Source organism: Kushneria konosiri, assembly GCF_002155145.1.
GTDB classification, from domain to species: domain Bacteria; phylum Pseudomonadota; class Gammaproteobacteria; order Pseudomonadales; family Halomonadaceae; genus Kushneria; species Kushneria konosiri.
Genome location: NZ_CP021323.1, coordinates 206,811 through 232,722, shown reverse-complemented (window position 1 = coordinate 232,722; position 25,912 = coordinate 206,811). Strand labels below are relative to the sequence as shown.

The window sequence follows — 25,912 nt, the reverse complement described above, 5'->3', positions numbered from 1 at the left end:
CTCTCAGCGCGAGAAAGTGTCGCGATCGGTTTCCACCATCTCGACAGTGGCGCTCATGTGCTCGCCTATATGCTCGTTGATGGTGGACAGCAGGGCAGTTGACAGTGCCAGCCGCTGGTTTTGTGTTCGTCCGGCAAACAGGCGTACCTGCAGCATGGCGAAGGGTTTTGCCTCGCCGGCCTGACGCGTGTGAAAAAGGGGCAGCGTGGCGACCTTGATGGCACGCGCTTCAAACAGTCCTGAATCCAGCGCGCAGTGATGCAGGGCGTCCATCAGCGGGGCAAGCGTGTCATCAGAAAGCTCGCCGGAGTGATGGAAAAGTAGTGTGGGCATGTCGATGTTCCGTGATGGAGGCCTTGCGGCTACGATGGTTGTCAGCCATAAGCGCGCTGATGGGCCTTCTTGCGTTTCAGATAGTCCTCGTCCTCGCGAACCTTTATCCAGACCTTTTCAAAGATGGCCGCCGATTCGGCCTTTTCCTCGTCAATGTCGCGCTCGCGAATCTCACCATTTTTATCGTATTTGCGCCCGCCGGGATAGTTGGCATAGCGTCGGGCGCGGGTATGGCCCATCTGAATGAACTTGCGCGCCATGTCCATGCCGACAAAGTCATCATGAGCGCGGTAATCCTCAAACATTTCCAGCAGCTTTTGAGATGAGGCGCGCGCATCGTCCGGCGTCTTGAAGCGCCAGTGGGGCAGCAGCTCTCCCTTGTAGGGTTCAACGGTGAGTACGCCCTGTTCACCACGGCCCACTCGATAATGTTCCGGATGCCTGCGACAGTCCGGCTTCTTGCCATCATTTTGATCTGGCTGCCCGGTCAGGGCGGCCTTTGACCTGCTCATGCCTTTATCCTGTCATCCGTGAATTGGCCTGTCGGGCACTCCATGAAGCGATGCTGAAATACCCGGTCACGTCATGGGCTCAAAAGTGGTCAATGCCCTGCATTATCAGCCATGATAGTTCAGCTCATCAGACAGGAAAGCGGTAATGCCACTACGAGTTCAGGAAAAGGAATCATCATGTCGCGTCGCCGGCATGTCAGTGACGCGCGCGCGTACGCTGATGCTGACACTGTTGCTTGGCAGCGGCGTGATGCAGGGCTGCCAGGCGGGTGCCTCGCCATCGTCGCAGACATCGTCCACACCACAGGCGGCGTCAGCGAACGAAGTTTCCAGTGACAAGGGTATCGGCACGTCATCGCCGGTCGCCGACGCCAGCGCTCCCGGCCGCGATGACCAGATGCCTGCCGAGCGTGAATCCTTTGATCAATGGGTCAGCGAGTTTCGACAGAAAGCGCGCGCGCAGGGCATTACGCCTGCCACGCTGGACGAGGCACTGGCAAACGTGCGCTATCAGCCGCGCATCATTGAGCTGGACCGTTCGCAGCCGGAGTTTACCCGGGCGATCTGGGAGTACCTCGACAGCGCAGCCTCCACAAGCCGGGTCGATAATGGCCGCCAGAAGCTGGCCGCGCATCGCAGCACTGTCGACCAGGTGCAGAACCGTTACGGCGTTCCGGGCTCGGTCATTACGGCCATATGGGGTATCGAAAGCAACTATGGCAGCAACTTCGGCAGCTTCTCGACCATCGATGCCTTTGCCACGCTTGGCTATGAGGGGCGACGCCATGCCTTTGCCGAAGAGCAGCTGATGGCGGCGCTGCGCATCATTCAGGAAGGCGATATCGACCGTGACCATATGCTGGGGTCCTGGGCCGGTGCGATGGGGCATACCCAGTTTATCCCCACCAGCTTTCTGGCCTATGCCGTGGATGGCGATAACGACGGTCGTCGCGATATCTGGGGCAGTATCCCTGATGTCATGGCGTCTACTGCCAACTATCTGGTCAAAAATGGCTGGCAGCGTGGTCAGCCCTGGGGCGTTGAAGTCACGTTGCCGGACGGCTTTGACTACACCCGTACCGAACTCTCCACGCGTCAGTCCACTCAGGACTGGCAGGCGCAGGGCGTTCGCCCGGTGCAGGGGCAATCCATGCCGGCGTTCGATCAGGCCTCCGTTATTGCCCCCGCCGGCGCTCAGGGACCTGCCTTTCTGGTCGGGCCCAACTTTCGCGTCATCATGCGCTACAACAATGCCACCAGCTACGCACTCGCCGTGGCGCTATTGTCACAGCGCATTGATGGCGGTCCCGGCGTACAGGGTAACTGGCCGCGAGGTCTGAAACCGCTGACGCGTTCGCAGACCAAAGAAATGCAGACGCTATTGAATCAGAAGGGCTTTGGCACCGGCACGCCCGACGGCATCATGGGCCCCAATACCCGGGAAGGGCTGCGGGCCTGGCAGCGCAGTGTCGGCAGGACCCCGGATGGGTTTCCCAGCAGCAGCGTGCTCGAGGCACTGCGTCAGCCGTCATCCTGACGGGCAGCACGTCAGGCAGCGAAATCTGTAATCTCGGGCGGGGTTAGACAAAAGTCGGTGTGACGATTCATCACACTTAAAGGAGTCCCCCGTCCGTGATCGACTAGGCTTATTGGCGAAAGGATTCAATGACAGACAGTGACGGCCGCACACCCCTTGTGTGAGGTGACTGCGGTGGACAGTTGGAGGGTCATCATGAAGGCGACGCGCAACAACCCTTATGGGGTCATTCCCCCCCATCTACTCAATTACCTGATTGAACACGGCAACGACCGCCATCGCCGTTGCGCGTTGAACACCCTGACACTCGATTCCCGTTTCAGGGCCCGCACCGAGCGTCACACGTCGCCCACCGATGCGCGTCGTGGCGCCAGGGGTGAACCCCTGCGTTACATTTTTGACGCGGGCAACACCATGGAATTGCCGGGAGAGCAGGTGCGGCGCGAGGGGCAGCATAGCACTGGTGATGAGGCCGTGGATGAAGCCTACAAGGACCTCGGCGCGACCTACCGTTTTTTCTGGGAAGTGTTTGAGCGCAACGCCATCGATGATGAGGGCGGTGCGCTATTGGGTACCGTGCATTATGGCGAGGACTATCAGAATGCCTTCTGGAACGGCTATCAGATGGTCTTTGGCGATGGTGATGGCGAAATCTTTCTTTCCTTCACGAAAGCGCTGGATGTGGTTGCCCATGAACTGACCCATGGCATTATCGAGCGTGAAGCAGGCCTTGTGTACTACAACCAGTCGGGTGCGTTGAATGAATCCGTCTCGGATGTTTTCGGCGTGATGGTGGCCCAGTACGACGCCAATCAGACGGTTGACGAGGCTGACTGGTCGATCGGTCGGGCGCTGCTGGCCCCCGGTATCAACGGCACGGGACTGCGTTCAATGTCCGAACCCGGCACGGCCTACGATGATCCGCTGCTGGGCCGTGACCCGCAGCCGGCGCACATGCGCGATTTCGTGGAAACCAATGAGGACAACGGCGGCGTTCATATCAATTCCGGCATTCCCAATCGCGCCTTTTACCTGACGGCCATGGCGCTGGGTGGCTACAGCTGGGACCGCGCCGGGCGGGTCTGGTATGCCACGTTGACTGACAACCGACTGGCCAACGATGCTGAATTCGAGGACTTCGCCCGCCTGACGCTGGACAACGCCGACCAGTTGTTTGAAGGCAACGAGGTGCGTGATGCCGTCCGCGATGGCTGGCTGGGCGTAGGTGTCGAAGTATGAGTTATCAACACACTCTGGGCGAACGTGCACGCGTTCGCCTGGCGCGAGAGGGCGGCGTGGCCCATATGCCGGCACTGGTGCGTCCTCGCGAGATCGCCTTTCATGATTGCTCCCTGTCGCAGCGCAAGAAGGTCTGCAGACTGCTGGATGAAGCGGAACAGCTGAAATGTGCCGGAGATCAGGCCGGACAGGGCGACCAGCGCTATTTTCGCATCATTATCATGCCCGTCGGTAGCGATAGCGATGTGATCACCCTGCATGTTCCCGAACATCGTGCTCCGGAGTCGCTGGTGTCGCTTTGGAAAAACGGACCCTGCGACGACTGAGGTGACCGGTTTATCGTGGCGTCGAAGACGTGTGGTGGGCCTGGACCGGTGTCTTGGCCTGCTCTCCTGGAACCTCACGCACCAGTCGTGGCAGCAAGAATCCCGGTAGCTGATCTCTTAGCGCGTCATGAAGTCGCTGAGCCTCATCATCCGGCACATCAAAGTGGGCGGCCCCCGCCACCGGGTCCAGCACGTGCAGGTAGTAGGGCAGGATGCCGGCCTCGAACAGACGCTCGGACAGCGCTCTGAGGATCTCGACATCGTCGTTGACGCCACGCAGCAGCACGCTCTGGTTAAGCAGCGTCACGCCAACGCTCTTGAGCCTGTCACAGGCCCGGATCACGTTGTCATCGATTTCATTGGCATGATTGATGTGCAGCACGACCACCTTTTGAAGCCGCGTCGCGGCGAGCCATTCAAGCATGGCGTCATCGACCCGATCGGGAATGACCACCGGCAGCCGCGTATGCAGCCTAAGCCGCTTGAGATGGGGGATGGCATCAAGCTCGCCGACCAGCCAGGAAAGCCTGGCATCGCTTGAGACAAGCGGGTCGCCCCCGGAAAGAATGGCCTCGATCAGTGACTCGTCATCACGCAGATAGTCGAGCGTTTTGCGCCACTGTGCGCGGGAGGCGGCGTGATCCTCGTAGGGGAAATGGCGTCGAAAGCAGTAGCGGCAGTTGATCGCACAGGCCCCACTGGTGATCATCAATACGCGTGCGGCATACTTGTGAATCAGCCCGGCGGCCGGGGTGTGATCGGCCTCCTCCAGCGGGTCGGTGACATAGCCTGCCACCGCCTGTGTCTCGCTGCCCAGTGGAAGCACCTGTCGCAGCAGCGGATCAGCAGGATCGCCCTTTTTGATGCGCGACAGATAGGCCTGTGGCACCCGAACCTCAAAGGCTTCGTGGCCATCCCGGGCGCCCTGCAGCCAGCGGTTGTCAAGGCCAACGGCGGCCAGCAGCGCCTTCGGGTCACGAAGGGCGCCGGAGAGCTGCGACTGCCAGCTCTGGTCGGGATCGCTGTCGTTACCGTCAGCGGATAAAGAGATAGTCTGCACAGGCTGCATGGTTCGCGTTATCATCGCATACATTGTAATGCTTCGACGTCGCCGGGCCCGAATGGGCAGGGCGTCGGAGCCTTTTGTTGATTTACTGTCCCCGCAGTCTTTCTGGTTTTCAGACGGCTGCGAACACAACGAGGCGTTATGGCAAGCTATTCTACCAACGAATTCAAGGGCGGTCTGAAAGTGATGCTCGACGGCGATCCCTGCAACATCGTCGAAAACGAGCTCGTCAAACCCGGCAAGGGTCAGGCCTTCAACCGCGTCAAGCTGCGCAATCTGATGACCGGCCGCACCTGGGAACGCACTTTCAAGTCCGGCGAATCGCTGGAAGGTGCCGATGTGCTCGACATCGACATGGAGTATCTCTACAACGATGGCGAGATGTGGCACTTCATGAGAACCGACGGCTCGTTTGAGCAGTTCGCTGCCGACAAGAAGGCCGTGGGCGACACTTCCAAGTGGCTCAAGGAACAGGTGGTCTACACCATTACGCTCTGGAACGACAATCCCATCTCGGTCACGCCGCCCAACTTCATCGAACTGGAAGTGGTGGAAACCGATCCGGGCCTCAAGGGTGACACGGCCCAGGGCGGCTCCAAGCCGGCCACTCTGACCACCGGTGCCGTAGTGCGTGTGCCGCTGTTCATCAATCAGGGTGAAACGCTCAAGATCGATACCCGCAGCGGTGAGTACGTCAGCCGCGCATAAGGCGTGTCCCGAAGTATGGCAAACGCCGGGCCTCATGGTCCGGCGTTTGCGTTTGGCCCCATTCCATCAATGGATGATGTGTCATGAGTGCTGATGACTGGCGCCCCGGCGCCACCCTAGAGGTATTGCGCGCGCGCGCAGGTCTAATGCGTCGCATCCGCGAGTTTTTTGACGTGCGTGATGTGCTTGAAGTGGAAACCCCCGTGCTGGGCCATGCCGGCAGCAGTGACGTGCATCTGGATTCGCTCTCTCTCGGTGCCCGCACCATGAACGGTGATGAGCGGCTCTGGTTACAGACGTCGCCGGAATACCACATGAAGCGTCTGCTGGCGGCCGGCAGCGGCCCCATTTTTCAGCTGTCGCGAGTGTTTCGAGACAATGAAGCGGGGCGGCGTCACAACATCGAGTTCACCATGCTGGAGTGGTATCGCCCCGGCTTTGAACTCGAGGCGCTGATTCAGGAGGTCGTGACGCTGATCGAGACCGTGCTGGACAGGCCTCTGCCAGCGGTGCGCTTGAATGCCTACCGAGCGCTTTTCATCACCCACCTGTCGGTGGACCCGCTACTGGAGTGCCCGGAGACGCTGGCAGCATTGCGTGCCAGGGCCGCGCAGCATTCAGATGCCGACACGGGCGAGTGGTCACGCGATGACTGCTGTGACCTTCTGATGTCGCTGGTCATCGAGCCGCTTCTGGGGCGAGAGGGGCTTGATGTCGTGATGGATTATCCGGCTTCCCAGGCGGCGCTGGCGCGTCGACACATTGATCATGACGGTGCGATGGTGGCCGCGCGCTTTGAGATCTATCTGGAGGGCATCGAGCTTGCCAACGGCTTTGATGAGCTGACCGATGCCGATGAGCAGCAGGCCCGTTTTGAGGCGGACAATCAGGGGCGTCTGGCGCTGGGTAAACCTCAGGTCGAGGCAGATCAACGCCTGATTGCGGCACTGCGCGCTGGCATGCCGCAGGGCTGCGGCGTGGCGCTGGGGGTCGATCGGTTGGTCATGCTGGCACTGGGCATCGATGATATCGATAGAGCCATGGCCTTTGGCACCGCCCGCTGCTGATTCGGTCGGCATCACATGATGATTTGATCCGCCCCGTCGTCATCTCGCCACGGGGCGTTTCAGGTATCGGGGTCAGGCGTTCGGGTCGAACAGTTTGATCTCGCGAACATCGATATGCTCCCAGACCTTCTCGGTGACGTAGACCTCCGTCTCGAGCCAGGCCTCCAGCGCTTCCCGGCTTTCAAACCGGCAGTGGACATTGGAGCCAATCATTTTGCCGTCATCATCCAGGATGACGCCGCCACTGATGAAATGCCCCTGCCGGGCAAGCTCGCGAAGATCCTCCAGATGCTTCTCTCGACAGCCCATGCGGCGCTCGAGGGCGCCCTCATCGGTGTAGTCCCAGGCCAGCAGCGTAAATTGTGTCATGTCTTGTTCCTTTAAGGCGCCGTCATTCGAGGCAGCCGCGGCTCGATAAAAGCCCGAACCATTTTTCGGTGAGTTCAGGTCTCAGGAAAGCTCTTCCGGTGTGAGCGTGTCGGCGGGAATGTCGGGATCAGGTGCCAGCTGCTGACCCAGGCGAATCTTCATGCCGGGGGTGAGGGTATCAACGAAGGAGTAGGCCTTTGGCAGGCACATGACAACAGAAGAGCCGAGGTGAAAACGGCCCATTTCATCGCCCTTGCCAAGGGTGATGTCGCCTCTGGCCCAGTCATTGCTGTGCGGTTGGCGCGACAGCGGGGTGACCTGACCCGACCAGACGGTTTCGATGCCGGCCACAATCATCGCACCCACCAGCACCAGTGCCATCGGCCCCAGTTCGGTTTCAAACAGGCAGACCAGCCGTTCGTTGCGGGCGAAAAGCCCCGGCACTTCACGAGCGGTCGCCTGGTTGACGGAAAAGAGCCTTCCGGGCACGTAGATGGTGCGAATCAGGCGTCCTTCGAGTGGCATGTGCACGCGGTGGTAGTCTCGCGGCGAGAGATAGACGGTGGCGAAACTGCCATCGCGCAGCTCGGCGGCCGCAGCATCATCACCGCCCAGCAGGGCCGTCAGCGAGTAGGCATGGCCCTTGGCCTGCATCAAGGTGCCATGATCGATGCGTCCGAACTGCGAGAGCACACCGTCAGCAGGCGAAACGATCCCGGAGTCGATGGGGCGGGCATCAGGCTTGAGGGCACGGGTAAAAAAGTCGTTGAAACTCTTGTACGCGCCGAGATCGGGTTCAAGCGCTTCACTCATGTCGATATCGTAGTGACTGGCAAAGCGCTGAATGAACGTATCCCTGATCCAGGGCGTGCGCGCATCGGCAAGCTGTCCTGCCAGTCGGGAAATGGCGTGCTGGGGCAGCGGATATTGCAGCAGGGCAAACAGACGATCGCGATTCAAAAGAGGCACCTGAAAACAGTCATGAAGGGAGGCAATGTTACATACCCCTGCCGGAGGCTCAAGCCTTGCACCGGCAGGGCAGAGCGTCAGGTTTCGATGGGGGTATCGTCGCGATTGCCCCACTCCTGCCAGGAACCGGGGTAGGCGCGAATGTTGTAGCCCAGAATATAGCCGATCATCCACGTCAGCCCGCTGCGATGGTGGCTCTGACAGTGCGTGGCAATGTCGCCGTCGGCATCGATGCCCAGGGCGGCCAGTTCAGTCACCAGTTCCGACAGGTCACGCAGCCGCAGATGGCGCGCCTTGTCCATGGTGTCGGTCCACTCGAGATTGACCGCTCCGGGGATATGGCCCAGACGCTGATTGTTGCCCTTTAGACCGTCATATTCCTCGGGGCTGCGGGCATCCCAGATGGCAAGTTCGGGGTCTTCAAGGCGCTCGATCAATTCCTCGCGCTGGATCATCAGTTCCGGGTGTTGAATGCGGGCCTGATAACGTGAAGGGGTAGGCGAATGTGGCTGCTGTGACTGGGGCAGGTCGTCGGCTCGCCAGGCGTGAATGCCGCCGTTGAGATAGGACCACTGGTCATGGCCCAGCAGGGTGAGTGTCCAGGCCAGTCGTCCGGCCCAGCCACCGCCTTCATCGTCGTAGACAATGACGTGCGTCTGGGGCGTCAGGCCCAGTTCGGAAAAAAGTGTCGAGAGGGCATCCTCGTCAGGCACGTCATTGGCCACCGGGGCCTGACCCGACAGCAGACGACGATAATCGAGAAAAACGGCGCCGGGGACGTGGCCGTCCTGATAGCTCTGAGCGCTGGCCGGCACATCAATGATCAAAAGATCAGGCGCCTCAAGATGCGCCGACAGCGCCCGGGGCTCAATGATTCTGGGAAACCTTGCCTCGTCCTGTGACATCCTCACTCTCCTTTTGGTGACGCGAGCGGGTTAACATGGCACAAGCATTGCACACTCGATGGCCGCTCGCGAACGGTGGCAATGCCAGTCTTAAGGGACAACGGTGTTCCAGCGACACCATTGGCAGGGATATGTCGACAATCAACCCATTATCAGGATAGACAACAGTGCAAGTGGAGAGTCAGCGTGCTCGAATCGTATTTTAAAATAACAAGTCAGGGCAGCAGCGTACGTCGCGATATCCTGGCCGGCATCGCCACCTTTCTGGCGGCCATGTACATCATTGTGGTCAATCCAACCATCATGAATGCGGCAGGGATTCCCTTTGCCAGTGCCCTGACCGCCACGGTGCTGGTCAGCTTTTTTGGCAGCCTGATGATGGGCCTTTATGCGCGCAACCCGATTCTGGTGGCACCGGGCATGGGCATCAACGCGCTGTTTACCTACACCATGGTTGTTGGCGCGGGCATCCCGTGGCAGACGGCGCTGGGGTGTGTGTTCTGGGCCGGCATCCTTTTTGCCGTGCTGGCGGTGCTCAACGTACGCCGCTATATCATTGATGCCATTCCTGCGCAGCTGCGCTATGCCATCTCCTGTGGCATCGGGCTTTTCATCACGGTCATTGGTCTGGTCAATGCGGGCTTTCTGGTCAGTAATCCTGCGACCGTAGTGGGCCTGGGCGAGATGACCCCGACGCTGGTGACCTTTCTGATCGGCCTTGCCATTACCGCCGTTCTGGTCGCGCGCAACATGCCGGGAGCATTGATCATCGGCATTGTGGCCACAACGCTGATGGCGACGGCCATTGGCCGGTTCTGGGGCGATGCCAGCGCATTTTCTCCCACCGGTACGGCGACGCTGGTCAATTTCAACGGCATCTTTGCCCTGCCGGATTTCAGCGCCGTGGGTCAGCTTGATCTGATCGGGGCGCTCAATATCGCCTATTGGCCGTTTATCTTCGTGGTGCTGTTCACCACGTTTTTTGACGCGCTGTCGACCTTCATGGGGGTATGTCAGGCCGGCAAGCTGCTGGATCGCAACGGCGAGCCGCGCAATATTCGCCAATCCATGATGGTCGATGCGATGTCGGCAGTCATCTCTGCACCACTGGGGACCAGCCCGGCCAATGCCTATGTCGAGTCGGCGGCAGGCATCAGTCAGGGCGGGCGATCAGGGCTGGTGGCAGTAACGGCAGCGCTGCTCTTTTTGCCGTTTCTCTTCTTGTCACCACTTTTGTCACTGGTGCCCTCGATTGCCACGGCGCCGGCGCTGATTATGGTCGGCGTGTTCATGCTGGACCCGATTCGTCATATCAACTGGTACGAGTTTGACGACGCCATTCCGGCCTTTATCGCCATGATCCTGATTCCGTTGACCTATTCGATCACGCACGGCGTGGTCTTTGGCTTTCTGGCTTTTGTGGTGGTCAAGGCAGGCGTGGGCAAGCGTCACGAGATTCACCCGACCATGTGGATTCTGGCCGCGCTGTCACTGCTGCTGCTGTTTCAGGAGTAGGCGTTGCTCGGCAGAAGTCATGGCTCAGGGGGCCGCCTTCGGGCGGTCCCTTTTTGATTGTCGATGATGAGGCGTCACGGAAAGGACAGGAGACTATCGGGGCGGGGCATTGAGTTCATGCACGATGCGGCGGAAGCTTTCCAGTCGTTCGGGAAGAATCTCGCCGTTTTCCGCGGCAGCCAGAATGGCGCAGCCGGGCTCATGACGATGACGGCAGTCGCGGAAGCGACAGTGGCCCAGGTACGGGCGAAACTCGATAAAGCCGTTTTCGACCTGCTGCTCATCAAGGTGGCCCAGGCCGAACTCGCGGATGCCGGGAGAGTCGATCAGGGCGCCGCTGCCCTGGCTGAAGTGATAAAGCCGTGCGGTGGTGGTGGTATGGCGGCCCTTGCGACTGTCCACTGAAAGTTCACCCACGGCCAGTGATTCATCCGGCAGCAGGGCATCGATCAGGGAAGACTTGCCCACGCCGCTCTGGCCCACGAACACGGCGGTGGTGTCATCCATGGCCGCGATCAGATCCTCGAGCCCGCCGTCACGTCTGGTCGAGGCGCCAATGACCGGATATCCGAGCGCCCGATAGCGACTGGCCAGCGCGTGTAGCGCGTGGTACTCATCGAGCAGGTCCATCTTGTTAAGGACCAGCGCCGGCGCGATCCCTGTAGCTTCAGCGGCCACCAGATAGCGGTCGATCAGAAACGGGTGTGGCTCGGGCTCCACGGCAAATACGATCATGATGCGATCGATGTTGGCCGCCACGCTCTTGAGTCGGCCACGGGCATCCGGGCGCTCCAGCGTCGAATAACGCTCAAGGCGCGCCTCAACTACGCCGCTGCCATCGCTTGCCTCGCGCCAGCTGACCCGGTCACCGGTCACCAGCGTGTCGAGATTGGCGCGTAGATGACACAAATGGCGCACGCCGTCGCTGCCTTCCACCTCCATGTTGCGGCCGAAGTGCGCCACCACGCGGCCGAGCTGTTCTGGACCGTATTCTCCCTCGGCCAGCTGGCGCTGGTCGGTCTGCTCGCGCTTTTCGGCGCGCCTGGCCCGCTCGGCCTGAACCTTCTCGACACGCCAGCGCTGCTGGCGGGATAGCTTGCGTTGACTCATGAAACTCCTGGGCGGTGGTGGGCCTGCACGCCGGCGCCGATCCCGGCTGGTGGAAAGCGTCGCGCAATTGTACGCTTTAGGGCATTCGTGTTTCATCCCGGCCCATCAGGGGCATCGGGAAGAATCTCCCTTCAAGTCTATCCGGAATGTGTGATGAGTACTCAAAATGAACGTCTGATCTGGATCGATCTCGAAATGACCGGTCTGGATCCGGCGCGGGACCGCATTATCGAGATCGCCACCATCGTGACCGACAACCAGCTCAACGTGATTGCCGAAGGCCCTGTCATGGCCATTCATCAAAGCGATGAGCAGCTTGCGCTGATGGATGACTGGAACACCCGCACTCACGGCAATACAGGACTAACCGAGCGAGTGCGTCAGAGCCGCGTTTCCACGCAGCAAGCCGAGCAGGCGACGCTGCGCTTTCTGGAGCAGCACGTCGAGAAGGGCGCCTCACCGATGTGCGGCAACAGCGTCCATCAGGACCGGCGTTTCATGCAGCATGAAATGCAGGCGCTGGAAGCCTTCTTTCACTACCGCAATCTGGATGTCTCGACGCTCAAGGAGCTGGCACGTCGCTGGAAGCCCTCGATTCTTTCCGGCATCAGCAAACAGGGCACGCACCTGGCGCTGGATGACATCCGTGACTCCATTGAGGAGCTGCGCTACTACCGCGCCAATCTGCTGGCGTTGTAGTTCTGTTTCGACCCCGGTTTTGCCGATCAGGCCGGCTGGCGGGCGATGATGTCCTTGAAACCGGCCTCGATCAGTGGCGCTAACGCCGCTTCTCGAGCGTCATCGCGCTTTTGAAGCTGCTGCGACAGCGCCCAGCGCACGTGCTCACGGACCATGTCGCTGGGCCAGGCCAGGCGCGCCTTGAGCGCCGAAACAATCTCTTCGCTGAAGGGGGCGTTGCCCAGTCCTACGGCCAGGTTGCGCAGCCAGCGTTCATAGCCCAGCCGTCGGATGGCACTGCCCTGCGTGTGCTCGAGAAACTCGGGCTCGCTCCAGTTGAAAAGATCGACCAGCCGGGCACGATCCAGCGCATGGCGCGGGGCAAAGTCCTGCTCTCTTGTGGTACGCGTGAATCGCGTGAAAGGGCAGACAAGCTGGCAGTCATCGCAGCCGAAGACGCGGTTGCCCATGGCGTGGCGATATTCCAGCGGGATCGAGCCATGCTTTTCGATGGTGAGATAGGAGATGCAGCGCCTTGCATCGATGACCTTGTCATCCACGATGGCGCCGGTGGGGCACCAGGTCTGACAGCGCGTACACTTGCCGCAGTGATCGCCTTCAAAGGGTTCATCCACGGGCAGGGGCAGATCGGTATAAAGCTCGCCGAGAAAGAACAGCGACCCGGCCTTAGGGTTGAGAATCATCGCATTCTTGCCGAACCAGCCGATGCCCGCCTTCTGGGCCAGCGCGCGTTCCATGACCGGTGCGGAGTCCACAAAGGCGCGAAAGCCGAACGTCCCGATCTCCTTTTGCAGCTTTTGCGCCAGCTGGGTCAGACGCTTGCGGATCAGCTTGTGATAGTCGCGCCCGAGCGCGTAACGTGCCACATAGGCACGTTCGGGCTGACCCAGTACCCGAGTGCTCTCGATTTCGGGCGGCAGGTAGTCCATGCGTACGCTAATGATGCGCAGCGTGCCGGGCTCGAGTTCGGCCGGGCGAGTACGTTTGGTGCCATGGCGTGCCATGTAGTCCATCTCGCCGTGATAGCCCGCTTCCAGCCACCGATGGAGATGGTCTTCATGAGCATCGAGGTCGGTGTCGGTAATGCCCAGCTGCTGAAAGCCCAGCTCGCGTGCCCAGACCCGAAGTTTTTCGGCCATCCGGGCAGGGTCGAGCGTCCCGGGCGCGGGCGGTGCATCGGTGTCATGGTGCAGGGCCATGTCTGAAGCAGTATTTGAAGAAGCAGTGGTCATGGTATGCGAGCCTCGAGGCTCGGTAATGCGGGGCATAATGGCGGCCCGTTGAGTGAAGCGCGACATGAAGGCGACAGTATGACAGTGCCTGCGCTTTCGGCCAAAGAGACGTTTTTGAACCATCAGAAAGCGCTGATGATCGGAACCTGCGCAGGGTGGCAGGGTCACAACACTGCTTGTCGGCCCATGTTGGCTGAACGTGTTTGACGGCCGCGCAAGACAGCCTCAATCAATATCAAGGACACGGACGGTCCGAAAGGAGAATGCCATGGCGGCGAATGCACGACTCTACAGCGCCCGACAGGTTCAGGCGCTGGATCAACGTACCATCGAACAGGGCATGCCGGGATTTGCCCTGATGATGCAGGCCGGCCGTGCCGCTCTGGATGAAATTATCCGACGCTGGCCCACGGCACGGCGCCTGTGCATTCTTTGTGGCAGCGGCAACAATGGTGGTGATGGCTATGTGGTGGCGGCACTGGCATGCCAAAAGGGGCTGGATGTACAGCTTCTGGCGTTGCGCACGCCGGATCAGCTACAGGGCGAGGCCGCTGATGCAGTACATCTGGCGCGCGAAAGCGGTGTGACCATTGAGGACTGGCATCCGGATACCGTGATTCCTTTCGACACCGACGTGATCGTTGATGCCCTGCTGGGCACCGGTACTCGGGGCGAAATACGCCCGCCGTTTGACAGTGCCATTGCAGGCATTAATCGATCAGGCGCGCCGGTCGTGGCGCTGGATGTTCCTTCCGGGCTGCATGCCGATACGGGCGCGCTGCTGGGTGAGGCGGTAAAGGCCGATCTAACGGTCACCTTTATCGCACGCAAGTTTGGCTTGTATACCGGCCAGGCACCTGACGTCACTGGTGAGATCGTTCTGTCGCCCCTGAGCGTCGCCAGGGTGGCGCTTTCAGAGAGCGACCATGTGGGCGAGTTGCTGGTGGCTGAGCGGCTCAAGGAGACGCTGCCCCGTCGGCGTCCCACCACCCACAAGGGGGATTGTGGTCATCTGCTGGTAGTGGGTGGCCAGCCGGGCTTTGGTGGCTCAACCATCATGAGCGCCGAGACCGCCGCGCGCCTGGGCGCCGGGCTGGTGAGTCTGGCCACGGCGAGCGTGCACATTCCGCCGGCCCTGACGCGCTGTCCGGAAATGATGGTACATGAGGCGCGCAACGGGCTGGATATCGAGGCGCTGGTCGACAAGGCCACGGCCGTGTTGATCGGGCCCGGGCTGGGTCAGGGCGCCTGGGGGCAGGGGCTGATGCAGACGGTCATGAAGGCCGATGGCCCCAGGCTGGTGGATGCCGATGGGCTTCACCTGCTGGCGGCAGGTTACGCCGGCGAGCGTCGCGATGACTGGATTTTGACCCCGCACCCGGGGGAAGCGGCCATGCTGCTGGATTGCAGCGTGGCGGAAGTACAGGCCGATCGTTACCAGGCGGCGCTGAGCCTGCATCGCCGTTATGGCGGTGTGATTGTGCTCAAGGGGGCCGGCACGCTGGTGGTCGGCGGTGAAGGTCCTGAGGCATGCTTTATCAGTCCTTTCGGCAACCCGGGCATGGCCTCCGGTGGGATGGGGGATGTGCTGGGCGGCATGATTGCCTCACTGCTGGTACAGGGCCTTTCGCCGCTGGAGGCCGCAGCCAGCGGCGTGTTGATCCATGGATTGGCCGCCGATGATGCGGCGCGCGACCAGGGCGAACGTGGCCTGCTGGCAAGTGATCTGGCATGCTACGCGCGCCGCCGCGCTAATCCCGGCAGGTGAAAGGATGTCATTAACATGGTGGCCTGCCGATAACAGGGCAGGGCCTTGATCAGTTTAGAGTGGGTTAACGTGAGCAAGACAACCATCATCCTTGAATCCGGCGATGAGGCCGCACAGGTAGCCATTGGCCGACGGCTGGCCGAGGCGCTGGGCTATCGCGGCATCGTGTATCTCAACGGCGACCTGGGAGCCGGCAAGACCACGCTGTCCCGGGGCGTTCTGCGTGCACTCGGCCATGAAGGCGCGGTCAAGAGCCCGACCTATACGCTGGTGGAGCCCTACGATCTGGCGGCCGGTCGGGTCTATCACTTCGATCTTTATCGTCTGGGCGATCCCGAAGAGCTCGAGTTTCTGGGGGGGCGCGAGATGTTTGCCGATGAGGCTCTGACGCTCGTGGAGTGGCCGGTACGTGGTGAAGGCTGGCTGCCCGCTGCCGATGTTGTCATTACGCTGTCGCTGATGGATCAGGGACGGCGTCTGGTCTTCGAGGCCGGCAGCGAGCATGGCGTACAGGCCCTGCAACAACTGGCGGATGCTGCCCGGGACATTTCATGATGTCTGATTCCGGGCCGGCCATGCCCGCCATGAACACCAATACAGTGATAAGGCAGTGATGAAGTTTCCGGCAGCTTTTTTGACCCTTTTTGCCATGATCATGCTGAGCCTCATGGCCAATGCCGCTCAGGCCGCCCAGCTTGAGGGGCTTCGGCAGTGGACCGACAGCGACGGAACACGGCTGGTGTTTGATCTCTCCAGCGAGGTCAACGCCGATGTATTCACTCTGGATGACCCGGCACGACTGGTGATCGATCTGTCCAATACCACTCTGGACACGAACCTGAGTCGCGCCGTGGACGGTCGCGGACTGGTCAGGGACGTGCGTTCCGGCGTGCGCGATGGCTCTGATCTTCGCGTGGTGGTGGAGCTCGAGCACCAAGCCACGCCCAATGCCTTCAAGCTGCCCCCGGGAGGCGGGCACGGCCATCGTCTGGTGGTGGATCTGGCCCCCGGAAAGGGTGGCAGCGGCTCAAAAGCGTCAGGCGGCAGCGAAGATCCCATCACGGCCATGATCCAGAGGCAGGAGCAGGCCGCTCGCAGCAAGCTTGCCAGCAGCCGGCCCACGGAAAATCCGCAGGTGGCACAGCAGGTCAGCAACGAGCCGACGGCCGAGTCACGCCAGACGGCCAAGCCTCATCCGCGACGCGATATCATCGTGGTGGTTGATCCCGGGCACGGTGGCAAGGACCCGGGCGCCTCCGGCCCGGGTGGGGCTCATGAAAAAAATGTGGTGTTGCAGATTGGTCTGCGGGTCAAGGCCAAGCTTGATGCCATGCCCGGATTCAAGGCCTACATGACCCGCAGCGACGATACCTTTATTCCACTGCGCGGCCGGACACGCATTGCCCGCAAGCATCATGCCGATTTCTTCGTGTCGGTTCATGCTGATGCCGGGGGGTCCTCGTCGCCTCGAGGCACTTCTGTCTATGCCCTGTCCCAGCACGGTGCAACTTCAGAGCGCGCTCGCTGGCTGGCGCAGAGTGAAAACCGCTCCGATCTGATCGGCGGTGTGGATGGCGATCTAAACCTTGATGACAAGGATCAGGTGCTGCGCGGCGTGCTGCTTGATCTGAGCATGACGGCAACCGTCAACGATTCACTGTCGGCCGGCACGGACGTGCTCAGCCGTGTTTCCAGTTTCAACAAGCTGTTCCATTCACGCGTCGAGCAGGCCGGTTTTGTGGTGCTCAAATCGCCGGATATTCCGTCGCTTCTGGTCGAAACCGGCTTTTTGACCAATCCATCCGAGGAGCGTCAGCTCAAGTCTCCTGCGCATCAGGAAAAACTGGCGCAGGCCATCGCTCAGGGGATTCGCCAGCACTTTCTGCGCAGCCCCCCGCCCGACAGCCTGCTGGCGTGGCAGCGTGACCAGAACCGCGGCGGTGCTTCCAACGAGTATCGCGTTCAGCCTGGTGATACGCTGTCGGGGATTGCGGCGCGCCAGAACGTGTCGCTGGCGGCGCTTCGTCGGGTCAACGGTCTTGATACCGATGTGCTGCGTCTGGGGCAGGTACTGACTATCCCCTGATGGATGGTCATGCCTGCATTCATCCTCTCGGAGAGCGGCAATGAGTGATACCACAGCAATCGGAAGCCGCCGCATTCAGGCGCTGGCCCCGCGTCTGGCCAACCAGATTGCAGCCGGCGAGGTGGTCGAGCGGCCATCGTCGGTCGTCAAGGAACTGGTCGAAAATGCCATTGATGCCGGTAGCTCTCGCATCGAGATTGAGCTGGAATCCGGTGGTAGTCGTCTGATTCGCGTGCGCGACAACGGCAGCGGAATCGAGCACGATGATCTCGGGCTGGCGCTGTCGCGGCACGCGACCAGCAAGATCTCCTCGCTGGATGATCTTGAGGGTGTCGCCAGCCTCGGATTTCGCGGTGAGGCACTGGCGGCCACCAGCGCGGTCTCAAGGCTCGAACTGTATTCCAATACCAGTGATGATCCGGTCAACGGCTGGCGTGTGGTGGCGGAAGGGCGCGAGATGGCCCCGCGTCTCTCACCGGCGCCGCACCCACGTGGCACCACCGTGGCGGTGCGTGATCTCTTTTTCAATACGCCGGCCCGGCGCAAGTTTCTGCGTACCGAAAAGACCGAATTCAACCACGTTGAGGAGGCCTTTCGTCGGCTGGCCCTGTCGCGTCAGGACGTCGACCTGGTACTGCGACACAATCAAAAGACCGTGCATCAGCTGATGGGCGGTAGCAGTCAGGTCGCCATGGAAAAGCGCATCTCCCAGCTGCTGGGGCGTGGTTTTCTGGACAACGCCATCCATATCGATATGGCGGCGACCGGGCTGGCACTGAAGGGCTGGGTAGGGTTGCCGTCCCACACGCGCAGTCAGGCCGATCAGCAGTATTTTTTCGTCAATGGTCGCGTCATTCGGGATCGTCTGGTCGCCCATGCCGTGCGCCAGGCCTATCGTGATGTCCTGTTTCATGGCCGCCATCCGGTGTTTGTGCTTTATCTGGACCTGGATGCCCACGGCGTGGATGTCAACGTGCACCCTACCAAGCATGAAGTGCGTTTCCGTGATGGCCGGCTGGTACATGATTTTCTGTTTTCAAGCCTGCATCGGGCGCTGGCCGAAGTCAGGCCTCAGGGCCGTGCCACTCCAGCGCCCGAGGCCTCTTCTGCGCCGCCTGCGCCGGAACCCCGTTTCGATCAGCAGCGCATGGCGCTCAACGAGGCCGCTGCGGAGCAGAGTGACCGCCATTCAGGTAATGATCGGTCATCGCAGGGGCAGTATCGTGGTGCCGGTCGACCGGGTGAACAGCAGGTTCGAGAGTTCATGGCCGGCTACCGGGCGCTGCACCCGGACCACGAATCACGACTGCTGACCTCGCGCTCGAGCGCAGACGGCCAGCATTCTGCCCCTTCGGCGCCTGATGAGGCGCAGTCGCCTCGGGAAAGTGCGCCGTATCAAAAAAGTACGTCACCGCTTGAAAATGCACAGCCGACGTCTTCGGTGGATGCAACCCGCGCACCGCCGCTGGGATATGCCGTGGCACAGCTCCACGGGGTCTATATTCTGTCGCAGACCGAGCGCGGCATGGTGGTCGTGGATATGCACGCCGCTCACGAGCGCATCACCTATGAACGCATGAAGGCGCAGTATCTTGGAGAGGGCATCGACACCCAGCCGTTGCTGGTGCCGGTTTCCATGTCGGTCAGCGAGTCGCAGATCGAGCTTGCCGAACGCGAGCACTCAACGATCGAGGCGATGGGCGTGACACTGGAGGCGGCCGGGCCTGAAACGCTGTTGATTCGGGAAGTCCCCGCGCTTTTGAAAAACGGCAGCGTCGAGGCACTGGTGCGTGAAATGCTCGAGGAACTCGAGCGCTACGGTCGCAGTCAGGTGGTCAAGGATCATCTTTTCGACCTGCTTTCGACCATGGCCTGTCACGGCAGCGTGCGCGCCAACCGTCGTCTTGAAATCGAGGAGATGAACGCGCTGCTGCGGGACATGGAGCGTACCGAACGCAGCGGACAGTGCAATCATGGTCGACCGACCTGGACGGAAATGTCGATGCGTGACCTCGACCGTCTCTTTTTGCGCGGCCAGTAGAGTGCCTTCATGAACATTACTGCATCACGTCCGCCGGCCATCATGCTGATGGGACCCACGGCCGTCGGCAAGACCGATCTTGCCATTGAGCTGCATGAGCAGCTCGGGGTAGAGCTGGTCAGCGTCGATTCAGCGCTGGTCTACAGGGGCATGGATATCGGAACCGCCAAGCCATCAAGGCTGGAGCTTGCCCGGGCACCGCACCGTCTGATCGATATTCGGGACCCTTGCGAACCCTATTCGGGCGTGGCCTTTCGTGACGATGCGCTCGGCTGTATCGAAGAGATCACCGCCCGCGGTCGTGTGCCGTTGCTGGTCGGTGGGACCATGCTCTATTTTCGTCTTTTGACCGAAGGCGCCGCCGACATGCCCCAGGCGGATCCTGAAATCCGCCGGGCGCTGGGGGAAATGCTTGAAAAGGGTGGCCCCGGGGCTTTGCATGATGAGCTTTCCCGGGTAGATCCCGAGGCTGCCGCGCGGCTTCACCCCAACGATCCACAGCGGCTTATGCGCGCGCTGGAGGTTTATCGTGCCAGCGGGGAAACGCTAAGCGCGCACTGGGCACGTCAGTCTCCCGTAACGCTTCCGTTTACGCCGCATCCTGTTGCGCTATTGCCGGGCGATCGCCAACAGCTGCATGCGCGGATCGGTCAGCGTCTTGACAAAATGTTCGCCGATGGCTTCGTTGAAGAAGTAGAAGGGCTGCGTGCCCGTGGCGATTTAAGCCCGGATTTACCTTCAATGAAAAGTGTAGGGTATCGTCAGGTGTGGGAAGGACTTGATCGCGGCGACGATCGCCCCCAAATGGCGTTCAAGGCGTTAACGGCGACCAGGCAACTGGCCAAGCGACAGATGACCTGGCTGCGGCGCTGGCCGGGCGCATTGACGCTTGATCCGCAGGAAGCCGGGATTGCGCAGCGACTACTGAAAATCGTGCGCGACATCGGCACTTAGCGTAATATGATCGGTTACCAGCGAGCCTCTCATGAAGCTCCGGGACGTGGATCTTTCTTGCGCTTACAGCAAGTTAAAAACCGATAAACATACAGCAATTAATACTAATATTTTGGGAGAGCCACATGTCCAAAGGACAATCCCTTCAGGATCCGTATCTGAATATCCTGCGTAAGGAGCGTATCCCCGTCTCCATCTTTCTGGTCAATGGCATCAAGCTTCAGGGCCAGATTGAATCCTTCGATCAATTTGTCATTTTGCTGCGCAATACCGTCAGTCAGATGGTGTACAAGCACGCCATTTCTACTGTCGTGCCTGCGCGTAACGTCCGTTTGCCGGCGCAGGATGCTCCTGCCCCCGGTCAGGAAAGCCAATAGAGAGGCGCTGATTGTTTTTTGAACGCCCTGATTCGGGAGAAACGGCTGTCCTGGTGCATATCGATTTCCAGGACAGTACCGAGCGTGAAGACACTTCAGAGTTCATGGAGCTGGTTCGCAGCGCCGGTGCCGTACCGGCGGCGCTGCTGACAGGCAGTCGCCGCTCTCCCAGCCCCAAGCTCATGATTGGTGAAGGCAAGCTCGAAGAGCTTCGCGAGATGCTGACAACGCATCACGCCGAACTTGTCATCTTCAACCACTCCCTGTCGCCTTCTCAGGAACGAAATCTTGAGCGGGCCCTTCAGTGCCGCGTACTGGATCGTACCGGTCTGATCCTCGATATTTTTGCCCAGCGTGCAAGAACACATGAGGGCAAGCTGCAGGTCGAACTTGCCCAGCTCGAGTACATGTCGACCCGTCTGGTGCGAGGCTGGACACACCTTGAGCGTCAAAAGGGGGGGATCGGTCTGCGCGGGCCCGGGGAAACTCAGCTCGAAACCGACCGACGCCTGCTGCGCGGACGTATCAAGGCCATCCATAAGCGCCTTGATCGGGTTCGCAGCCAGCGTGATCAGAATCGCCGCTCGCGTACTCGTGCAGAAATTCCCTCGGTCTCGCTGGTGGGATATACCAACGCAGGCAAGTCAACGCTTTTCAATGCGCTGACCAATGCCGAGGTTTACGCCGCCGACCAGCTCTTTGCCACTCTGGACCCGACGCTCAGACGTCTTGAGATCAGTGACGTCGGTCCTATCGTCATGGCCGATACGGTCGGATTCATCCGTCATCTGCCGCACAAGCTGGTCGAAGCCTTTCGTGCCACGCTTCAGGAGGCTGCCGAAGCCACGCTTCTGGTACATGTCATCGATGCGGCAGACCCGCAGCGTGAGGCCCATATCGAGCAGGTCAATGCCGTGCTTGACGAGATTGGTGCCGGCGAAGTGCCAAGGCTTCTTGTCATGAACAAGACTGACCTTTTGGGCATGTCGCCGCGTCTTGAGCGCAGCGGTAGTGACGATGCGTCGATGGTCTGGCTTTCGGCGCGTGATGCGGCGGGCTTTGATTTGCTGGAGCAGGCGCTCTCGGAGCGGCTCGCCACGGACCTGGTAGAAACCACAATGACGCTTGAGCCCTCTCAGGGCTGGTTGCGGGCCCAGCTCTTTTCCCACGACGCCGTTCAGGAAGAGACCTTTGATGAAGAAGGTAGAACGCATTTGAAGGTTCGGCTGCCGCGTCGTGACCTGTTGCGTCTCCTTTCTCATGCCGATGAAAACCCGGATGATTATCTCTCTCAGGCGGAGCAGGGTCGGGAGCAGTGGCAGGAATAAAACGCCACGTTGTCATGCCAGGAAGAATTTCAGGTCTTTGGTATCACGACATGTTACAAATAGGGACGCTTCCGTCATTATCAGGATGATCGGATATTCGAAGCGCTACTGTAAGAATGGCGCGCAATGACGTTATAAGACTGGCGTTTCGCAACTCTTGCCCAGTGGAGAAGATGTATGGCCTGGAATGAGCCTGGTGGTGGCGGCAACAATAACCAGCAGGACCCCTGGAGTGGTGGTGATCGCCGCGGTGGTAACGGTGGTGGCAACAAAAACCAGGGTGGTGGACCTCCTGATATTGATGAAGTCATCAGGAAACTGCGTAACAAGCTCAACGGACTGTTGGGGCGTCGACAGCTCCGCTCGGTCAACGGCGGCGACGACAACGGTGGCAACAATCAGGGTGGTGGTGGCCGTAGTGCCCTGCTGTTACCCATTGTTGTCCTGATTGTAGGTGTCGTGGTCTGGGCGGGGTCAGGATTTCACCTGATCGACCAGTCCGAGCGCGGTGTCGTTTTCCGTTTCGGCAAATACACCAACACTATCGGCCCGGGCCTGCACTGGAATCCGCCGTTGATTGACCGGGTAGACAGCGTCAATGTGACTCGCATCCGCTCTGCCAGTCAGACGGATTCGATGCTGACGCGTGATGAAAACATCGTGCGTGTCAGTATCTCTGCCCAGTACGTGGTATCGGACCCGCATGCGTTTCTGGTCAACGTTCGCGGCCCTGAAATGACGCTGCAAAATGCCATGGACAGCGCGCTTCGTCAGGAAGTGGGCAATATGGAGCTGCAGAGGATTCTGACCACTGGGCGTGAAGAGCTTGCCGGCGATATTTATGACCGGCTGGCGTCATACCTTGAAGCCTACGGCACCGGTATTCGACTGCAAACGGTCAATATGGAGTCGACCTCGCCGCCGGATCAGGTGCAGGATGCCTTTGATGACGTGATTCGTGCCCGCGAAGAGCAGCAGCGCACCATCAACCGTGCCAATGCATATCGTGACGCCATCCTGCCGGAAGCCGAAGGTCAGCGTCAGCGCATGATCGAGGAGGCTCAGGGTTACAAGGCTGCCGTCGTTGCCGATGCCCAGGGTGATGCCAACCGTTTCATCTCGTTGCTGGGTGAGTACGAGAAGGCGCCGGGAGTAACGCGAGAACGTCTGTATCTGGACACCATGACCGAGATTCTGTCGAACACGCCGAAGGCACTGGTCGATCTGGGAGAGGGCAATGATGCTGTAACGGTTCTGCCGCTTAACCAGATGGGACGCAGTAACAACGGTAGCAAGGACAGCGGCGACAGCAATCAGAGCAGCAATGTGGATGCCCGTCAGCTCGAGCAGCTTTCTCAGCAGGTCGTCGAACATATGAGAAGCAGTCAGAACCAAAATAACGGCCGCAGCAGCCTGCGGGAGGGACGCTAATGTTCAATAATCGCGCCCTTGTCATCGTGATCGTGCTGGGTATTTTTGCCTGGATCGGCAGTGCCAGCCTTTACACGGTCAACGAAACCGAGCGCGGCATCAAGCTGCGCTTCGGCGAAATCGTGGAAAACAATATTCAGCCGGGCCTGCATGTTAAATGGCCCATTCTCAACACCGTCAAGATCTTTGACACTCGAGTGCTTTCGGTGGATGCCAGCGCGACGCGCTATCTGACCAGTGATTCAAAGGCCGTCATCGTGGACTCCTTTGTGAAATGGCAGATTGTGGATCCGGCGCAGTTTTACGAAGCCACAAGAGGTATGGAACAGGCTGCCGAGCGCTTGATTGCCCCCCGTGTTGATGAGGCCCTGCGTAACAAGTTCGGTCAGACCACTCTGACACAGATCGTTCGCGAACGGCCTGCGACGCAAAGCGACAATCAGGAAGTGGTCAAGAAGGTGCAGCAGGAAGACAGCGATGTGGCCACCGAGCGTGATGAGTTGATGGTCGATCCCATCTCTCAGCTTGATCAGGCCATGCGTCGTGAGCTTGGTGTGCGCATCCTTGACATCCGGGTCAAGCGTATCGAACTGCCCAGCGAAGTCACTCAGGCGGTCTATGAGCGCATGAACTCCGAGCGTGAGCAGGCGGCCCGCGGATATCGCGCGGAAGGTACGCGTCAGGCTGAAGAGATTCGGGCTGATGCCGATCGCCAGCGTGAAGAGAGGCTTGCCAGCGGTCGTCAGATCGCCGAAACCACGCGAGGTGAGGGTGATGCGGCAGCGGCGGCCATCTATTCATCCGCCTATCAGCAAAATGCTGGCTTCTTTAACTTTTATCGCACCCTTCAGGCCTATCGTGAGAGCTTCAAGGGTCAGAATGACCTGATGGTGCTGAGCCCGTCGAGCAACCAGTTCCTGCAGCTGTTCAAGCAGGGCAACGGTGACGCTTCTTCGGCGACGCCCTGACACCAGCGAAGATACTCGAGCGGGATTCCTCCGCTAACGAGTTGTGGTAGTATTCTTCAACCGGGGGCCTCCCCCGGTTTTTTTGTGGCTGTCGTTTATCGATGGTCTCGGTGTGGTGCCTGTTCGGGTGCTGTTCGGGCTACCGTTTTTTTACTTCTGCCAGGGCATGTTCGATGACCATTGCGGATCGCTGGCTACTGCCGGACGGTATGGATGAAGTGCTGCCTCCTCAGGCACTGCGCATGGAGTCGCTGCGTCGTGGCCTGATGGATCTCTACTATCGATGGGGCTATGACCTTGTCATGCCGCCGCCGGTAGAGTTTCTGGACTCACTTCTGACTGGCGCCGGTACCGACCTTGATTTACAGACATTCAAGCTGACCGACCAGCTGACCGGTCGCCTGATGGGCGCCAGTGCTGACGTCACGCCTCAGGTGGCGCGGATGGATGCTCACTCCCTGCGACGTCAGGGCCCGGTGCGACTTTGTTACTGTGCTCACGTACTGCGGGCCAGAGCCGACGAGCATCAGGGCGGACGCAGCCCGGTTCAGGCGGGGCTCGAGCTGTTCGGGCATGCCGGCATCGAGGCCGACATCGAAATCGTGAAGCTGGCGCTCGCCAGCCTGTCCTTTGCCGGTGCCCATGACGTTCATCTTGCCATCGGCCATATTGGCATCTATCGGGCACTGGCCGAAGAGGCGCGGCTTGATGATGACGTTGAAGCCCTGATCTTCGAGGCACTGGAGCGCAAGGCCGTTTCAGAAGTCGATGCGCTGATCGAGAAGCACATTACGGATGCTTCACTGGCTGCCATGTTCAAGCAGCTGCCTCGTCTGCACGGCAGTGCCGATGTTCTTGAGCGCGCGCGAAGTGTCTTTGCCAATGCTTCACAGGCCATTCTTGATGCGCTGGATCAACTGAAGTCGCTTCAGGAAATCCTGCGCATGGCGCATGAAGACGTCACACTCTATTTCGATCTGGCAGAGCTGCGCGGCTATCAGTATCACACGGGACTGGTCTTTGCTGCCTACGTGCCAGGCTATGGCCAGGCGCTGGTCAAGGGCGGTCGCTATGACGATACCGGTCGTGCGTTCGGACGGCCTCGTCCGGCGACCGGCTGCTCCATGGACCTCAAGCAGCTGGCGACCCTGAGCCAGCGTGCGCCGTCCCATGATGGCATCTGGGCCCCCGTGGAAGAGGACGAAACCCTGAACCGGCGCATTCATGAGTTGCGCAATGCAGGAGAGCGAGTCGTTCAGCAGTTGCCTGGGCAGTCTACCGATGCACTGGCGCACTTCTGTGATCGTCAGCTGATCCATCGCGATGGCGCCTGGCAGGTCGAGCCGCTCGCCAACTGAATTTGACACCCGGT

The 25,912-nt window shown here is 60.1% G+C and carries 25 protein-coding genes; 17 read left to right on the top strand and 8 right to left on the bottom strand.

The window, feature by feature from the left end:
• Positions 1-3: 3 nt before the first annotated feature.
• Positions 4-333, bottom strand: a complete 330-nt coding sequence (locus B9G99_RS01185) for a 5-carboxymethyl-2-hydroxymuconate Delta-isomerase (protein WP_086620379.1) — start codon at positions 331-333, stop codon at positions 4-6.
• A 41-nt stretch (positions 334-374) separates the two neighbouring features.
• Positions 375-845 (bottom strand): DUF4385 domain-containing protein, encoded by a 471-nt coding sequence (locus B9G99_RS01180; protein WP_086620378.1) that lies wholly within the window; start codon positions 843-845, stop codon positions 375-377.
• 145 nt (positions 846-990) lie between these two features.
• On the opposite strand from B9G99_RS01180, the gene B9G99_RS01175 reads away from it, so the two are divergent.
• The 3 genes from B9G99_RS01175 (at position 991) to B9G99_RS01165 (ending at position 3,947) form a co-directional block, all read left to right on the top strand.
• Positions 991-2,382 (top strand): lytic murein transglycosylase, encoded by a 1,392-nt coding sequence (locus tag B9G99_RS01175; protein WP_227875871.1) that lies wholly within the window; start codon positions 991-993, stop codon positions 2,380-2,382.
• Positions 2,383-2,577: 195 nt separating this feature from the next.
• A complete protein-coding gene (locus B9G99_RS01170; protein WP_086620377.1) occupies positions 2,578-3,621 on the top strand; it encodes a M4 family metallopeptidase in 1,044 nt (347 codons plus the stop codon).
• Positions 3,618-3,947 (top strand): protealysin inhibitor emfourin, encoded by a 330-nt coding sequence (locus tag B9G99_RS01165; RefSeq protein ID WP_086620376.1) that lies wholly within the window; start codon positions 3,618-3,620, stop codon positions 3,945-3,947. Before B9G99_RS01170 ends, B9G99_RS01165 begins: the two co-directional genes overlap by 4 nt.
• A 10-nt stretch (positions 3,948-3,957) precedes the next feature.
• On the opposite strand, the gene epmB is transcribed toward B9G99_RS01165, so the two are convergent.
• A complete protein-coding gene (gene epmB, locus B9G99_RS01160; RefSeq protein ID WP_227875870.1) occupies positions 3,958-5,016 on the bottom strand; it encodes an EF-P beta-lysylation protein EpmB in 1,059 nt (352 codons plus the stop codon).
• A gap of 138 nt (positions 5,017-5,154) precedes the next feature.
• Between epmB and efp the strand changes: the two genes are divergently transcribed.
• Together efp and epmA are read left to right on the top strand one after the other, a co-directional pair.
• Positions 5,155-5,721 (top strand): elongation factor P, encoded by a 567-nt coding sequence (gene efp, locus B9G99_RS01155; protein WP_086620375.1) that lies wholly within the window; start codon positions 5,155-5,157, stop codon positions 5,719-5,721.
• 83 nt (positions 5,722-5,804) lie between these two features.
• Entirely contained in the window at positions 5,805-6,788 is a 984-nt protein-coding gene (gene epmA, locus B9G99_RS01150; RefSeq protein WP_086620374.1) for an EF-P lysine aminoacylase EpmA, read from the top strand.
• A 72-nt stretch (positions 6,789-6,860) separates the two neighbouring features.
• Here epmA and B9G99_RS01145 read toward each other — a convergent pair whose 3' ends face one another.
• The 3 genes from B9G99_RS01145 to B9G99_RS01135 form a co-directional block, all read right to left on the bottom strand.
• Positions 6,861-7,157 carry a YciI family protein gene (locus B9G99_RS01145; RefSeq protein ID WP_086620373.1) on the bottom strand — a complete coding sequence of 99 codons (297 nt, stop codon included), beginning with the start codon at positions 7,155-7,157 and terminating at the stop codon, positions 6,861-6,863.
• Positions 7,158-7,238: 81 nt separating this feature from the next.
• Positions 7,239-8,117, bottom strand: coding sequence for an archaetidylserine decarboxylase (asd, locus tag B9G99_RS01140; RefSeq protein WP_086620372.1), 879 nt, complete (start codon positions 8,115-8,117; stop codon positions 7,239-7,241).
• Between the two features lie 86 nt (positions 8,118-8,203).
• A complete protein-coding gene (locus B9G99_RS01135; protein ID WP_086620371.1) occupies positions 8,204-9,031 on the bottom strand; it encodes a sulfurtransferase in 828 nt (275 codons plus the stop codon).
• A 186-nt stretch (positions 9,032-9,217) separates the two neighbouring features.
• Between B9G99_RS01135 and B9G99_RS01130 the strand changes: the two genes are divergently transcribed.
• The gene (locus tag B9G99_RS01130) at positions 9,218-10,546 is read left to right on the top strand and encodes an NCS2 family permease (protein ID WP_227875869.1); all 1,329 of its coding nucleotides are present in this window, start codon (positions 9,218-9,220) and stop codon (positions 10,544-10,546) included.
• Between the two features lie 93 nt (positions 10,547-10,639).
• On the opposite strand, the gene rsgA is transcribed toward B9G99_RS01130, so the two are convergent.
• Positions 10,640-11,656: a small ribosomal subunit biogenesis GTPase RsgA gene (rsgA, locus tag B9G99_RS01125; protein ID WP_086620369.1), complete on the bottom strand. Its 1,017-nt coding sequence runs from the start codon at positions 11,654-11,656 to the stop codon at positions 10,640-10,642.
• A 153-nt stretch (positions 11,657-11,809) separates the two neighbouring features.
• Between rsgA and orn the strand changes: the two genes are divergently transcribed.
• Entirely contained in the window at positions 11,810-12,355 is a 546-nt protein-coding gene (gene orn / locus B9G99_RS01120; RefSeq protein ID WP_086620368.1) for an oligoribonuclease, read from the top strand.
• Between the two features lie 26 nt (positions 12,356-12,381).
• On the opposite strand, the gene queG is transcribed toward orn, so the two are convergent.
• Positions 12,382-13,494: a tRNA epoxyqueuosine(34) reductase QueG gene (gene queG, locus B9G99_RS01115; RefSeq protein ID WP_418268961.1), complete on the bottom strand. Its 1,113-nt coding sequence runs from the start codon at positions 13,492-13,494 to the stop codon at positions 12,382-12,384.
• 361 nt (positions 13,495-13,855) lie between these two features.
• On the opposite strand from queG, the gene B9G99_RS01110 reads away from it, so the two are divergent.
• The 10 genes from B9G99_RS01110 (at position 13,856) to B9G99_RS01065 (ending at position 25,898) form a co-directional block, all read left to right on the top strand.
• On the top strand, positions 13,856-15,355 hold the full coding sequence (locus tag B9G99_RS01110; protein ID WP_086620366.1) for an NAD(P)H-hydrate dehydratase: 1,500 nt from the start codon (positions 13,856-13,858) through the stop codon (positions 15,353-15,355).
• Between the two features lie 69 nt (positions 15,356-15,424).
• Entirely contained in the window at positions 15,425-15,910 is a 486-nt protein-coding gene (gene tsaE, locus B9G99_RS01105) for a tRNA (adenosine(37)-N6)-threonylcarbamoyltransferase complex ATPase subunit type 1 TsaE (protein ID WP_227875868.1), read from the top strand.
• A gap of 79 nt (positions 15,911-15,989) precedes the next feature.
• Positions 15,990-17,441 (top strand): N-acetylmuramoyl-L-alanine amidase, encoded by a 1,452-nt coding sequence (locus B9G99_RS01100; protein ID WP_335617621.1) that lies wholly within the window; start codon positions 15,990-15,992, stop codon positions 17,439-17,441.
• Positions 17,442-17,481: 40 nt separating this feature from the next.
• Positions 17,482-19,482, top strand: a complete 2,001-nt coding sequence (gene mutL / locus B9G99_RS01095) for a DNA mismatch repair endonuclease MutL (RefSeq protein ID WP_086620364.1) — start codon at positions 17,482-17,484, stop codon at positions 19,480-19,482.
• Positions 19,483-19,497: 15 nt separating this feature from the next.
• On the top strand, positions 19,498-20,436 hold the full coding sequence (gene miaA, locus B9G99_RS01090) for a tRNA (adenosine(37)-N6)-dimethylallyltransferase MiaA (RefSeq protein ID WP_086623204.1): 939 nt from the start codon (positions 19,498-19,500) through the stop codon (positions 20,434-20,436).
• Between the two features lie 125 nt (positions 20,437-20,561).
• Positions 20,562-20,813, top strand: a complete 252-nt coding sequence (gene hfq / locus B9G99_RS01085; protein WP_086620363.1) for an RNA chaperone Hfq — start codon at positions 20,562-20,564, stop codon at positions 20,811-20,813.
• Between the two features lie 11 nt (positions 20,814-20,824).
• Positions 20,825-22,141, top strand: coding sequence for a ribosome rescue GTPase HflX (gene hflX / locus B9G99_RS01080; RefSeq protein ID WP_086620362.1), 1,317 nt, complete (start codon positions 20,825-20,827; stop codon positions 22,139-22,141).
• Positions 22,142-22,318: 177 nt separating this feature from the next.
• Positions 22,319-23,572, top strand: coding sequence for an FtsH protease activity modulator HflK (gene hflK / locus B9G99_RS01075; RefSeq protein WP_086620361.1), 1,254 nt, complete (start codon positions 22,319-22,321; stop codon positions 23,570-23,572).
• Positions 23,572-24,540, top strand: a complete 969-nt coding sequence (hflC, locus tag B9G99_RS01070; protein WP_086620360.1) for a protease modulator HflC — start codon at positions 23,572-23,574, stop codon at positions 24,538-24,540. The genes hflK and hflC overlap by 1 nt, the downstream gene beginning before the upstream one ends.
• 173 nt (positions 24,541-24,713) lie before the next feature.
• Positions 24,714-25,898, top strand: coding sequence for an ATP phosphoribosyltransferase regulatory subunit (locus B9G99_RS01065; protein WP_086620359.1), 1,185 nt, complete (start codon positions 24,714-24,716; stop codon positions 25,896-25,898).
• Positions 25,899-25,912: the final 14 nt, after the last annotated feature.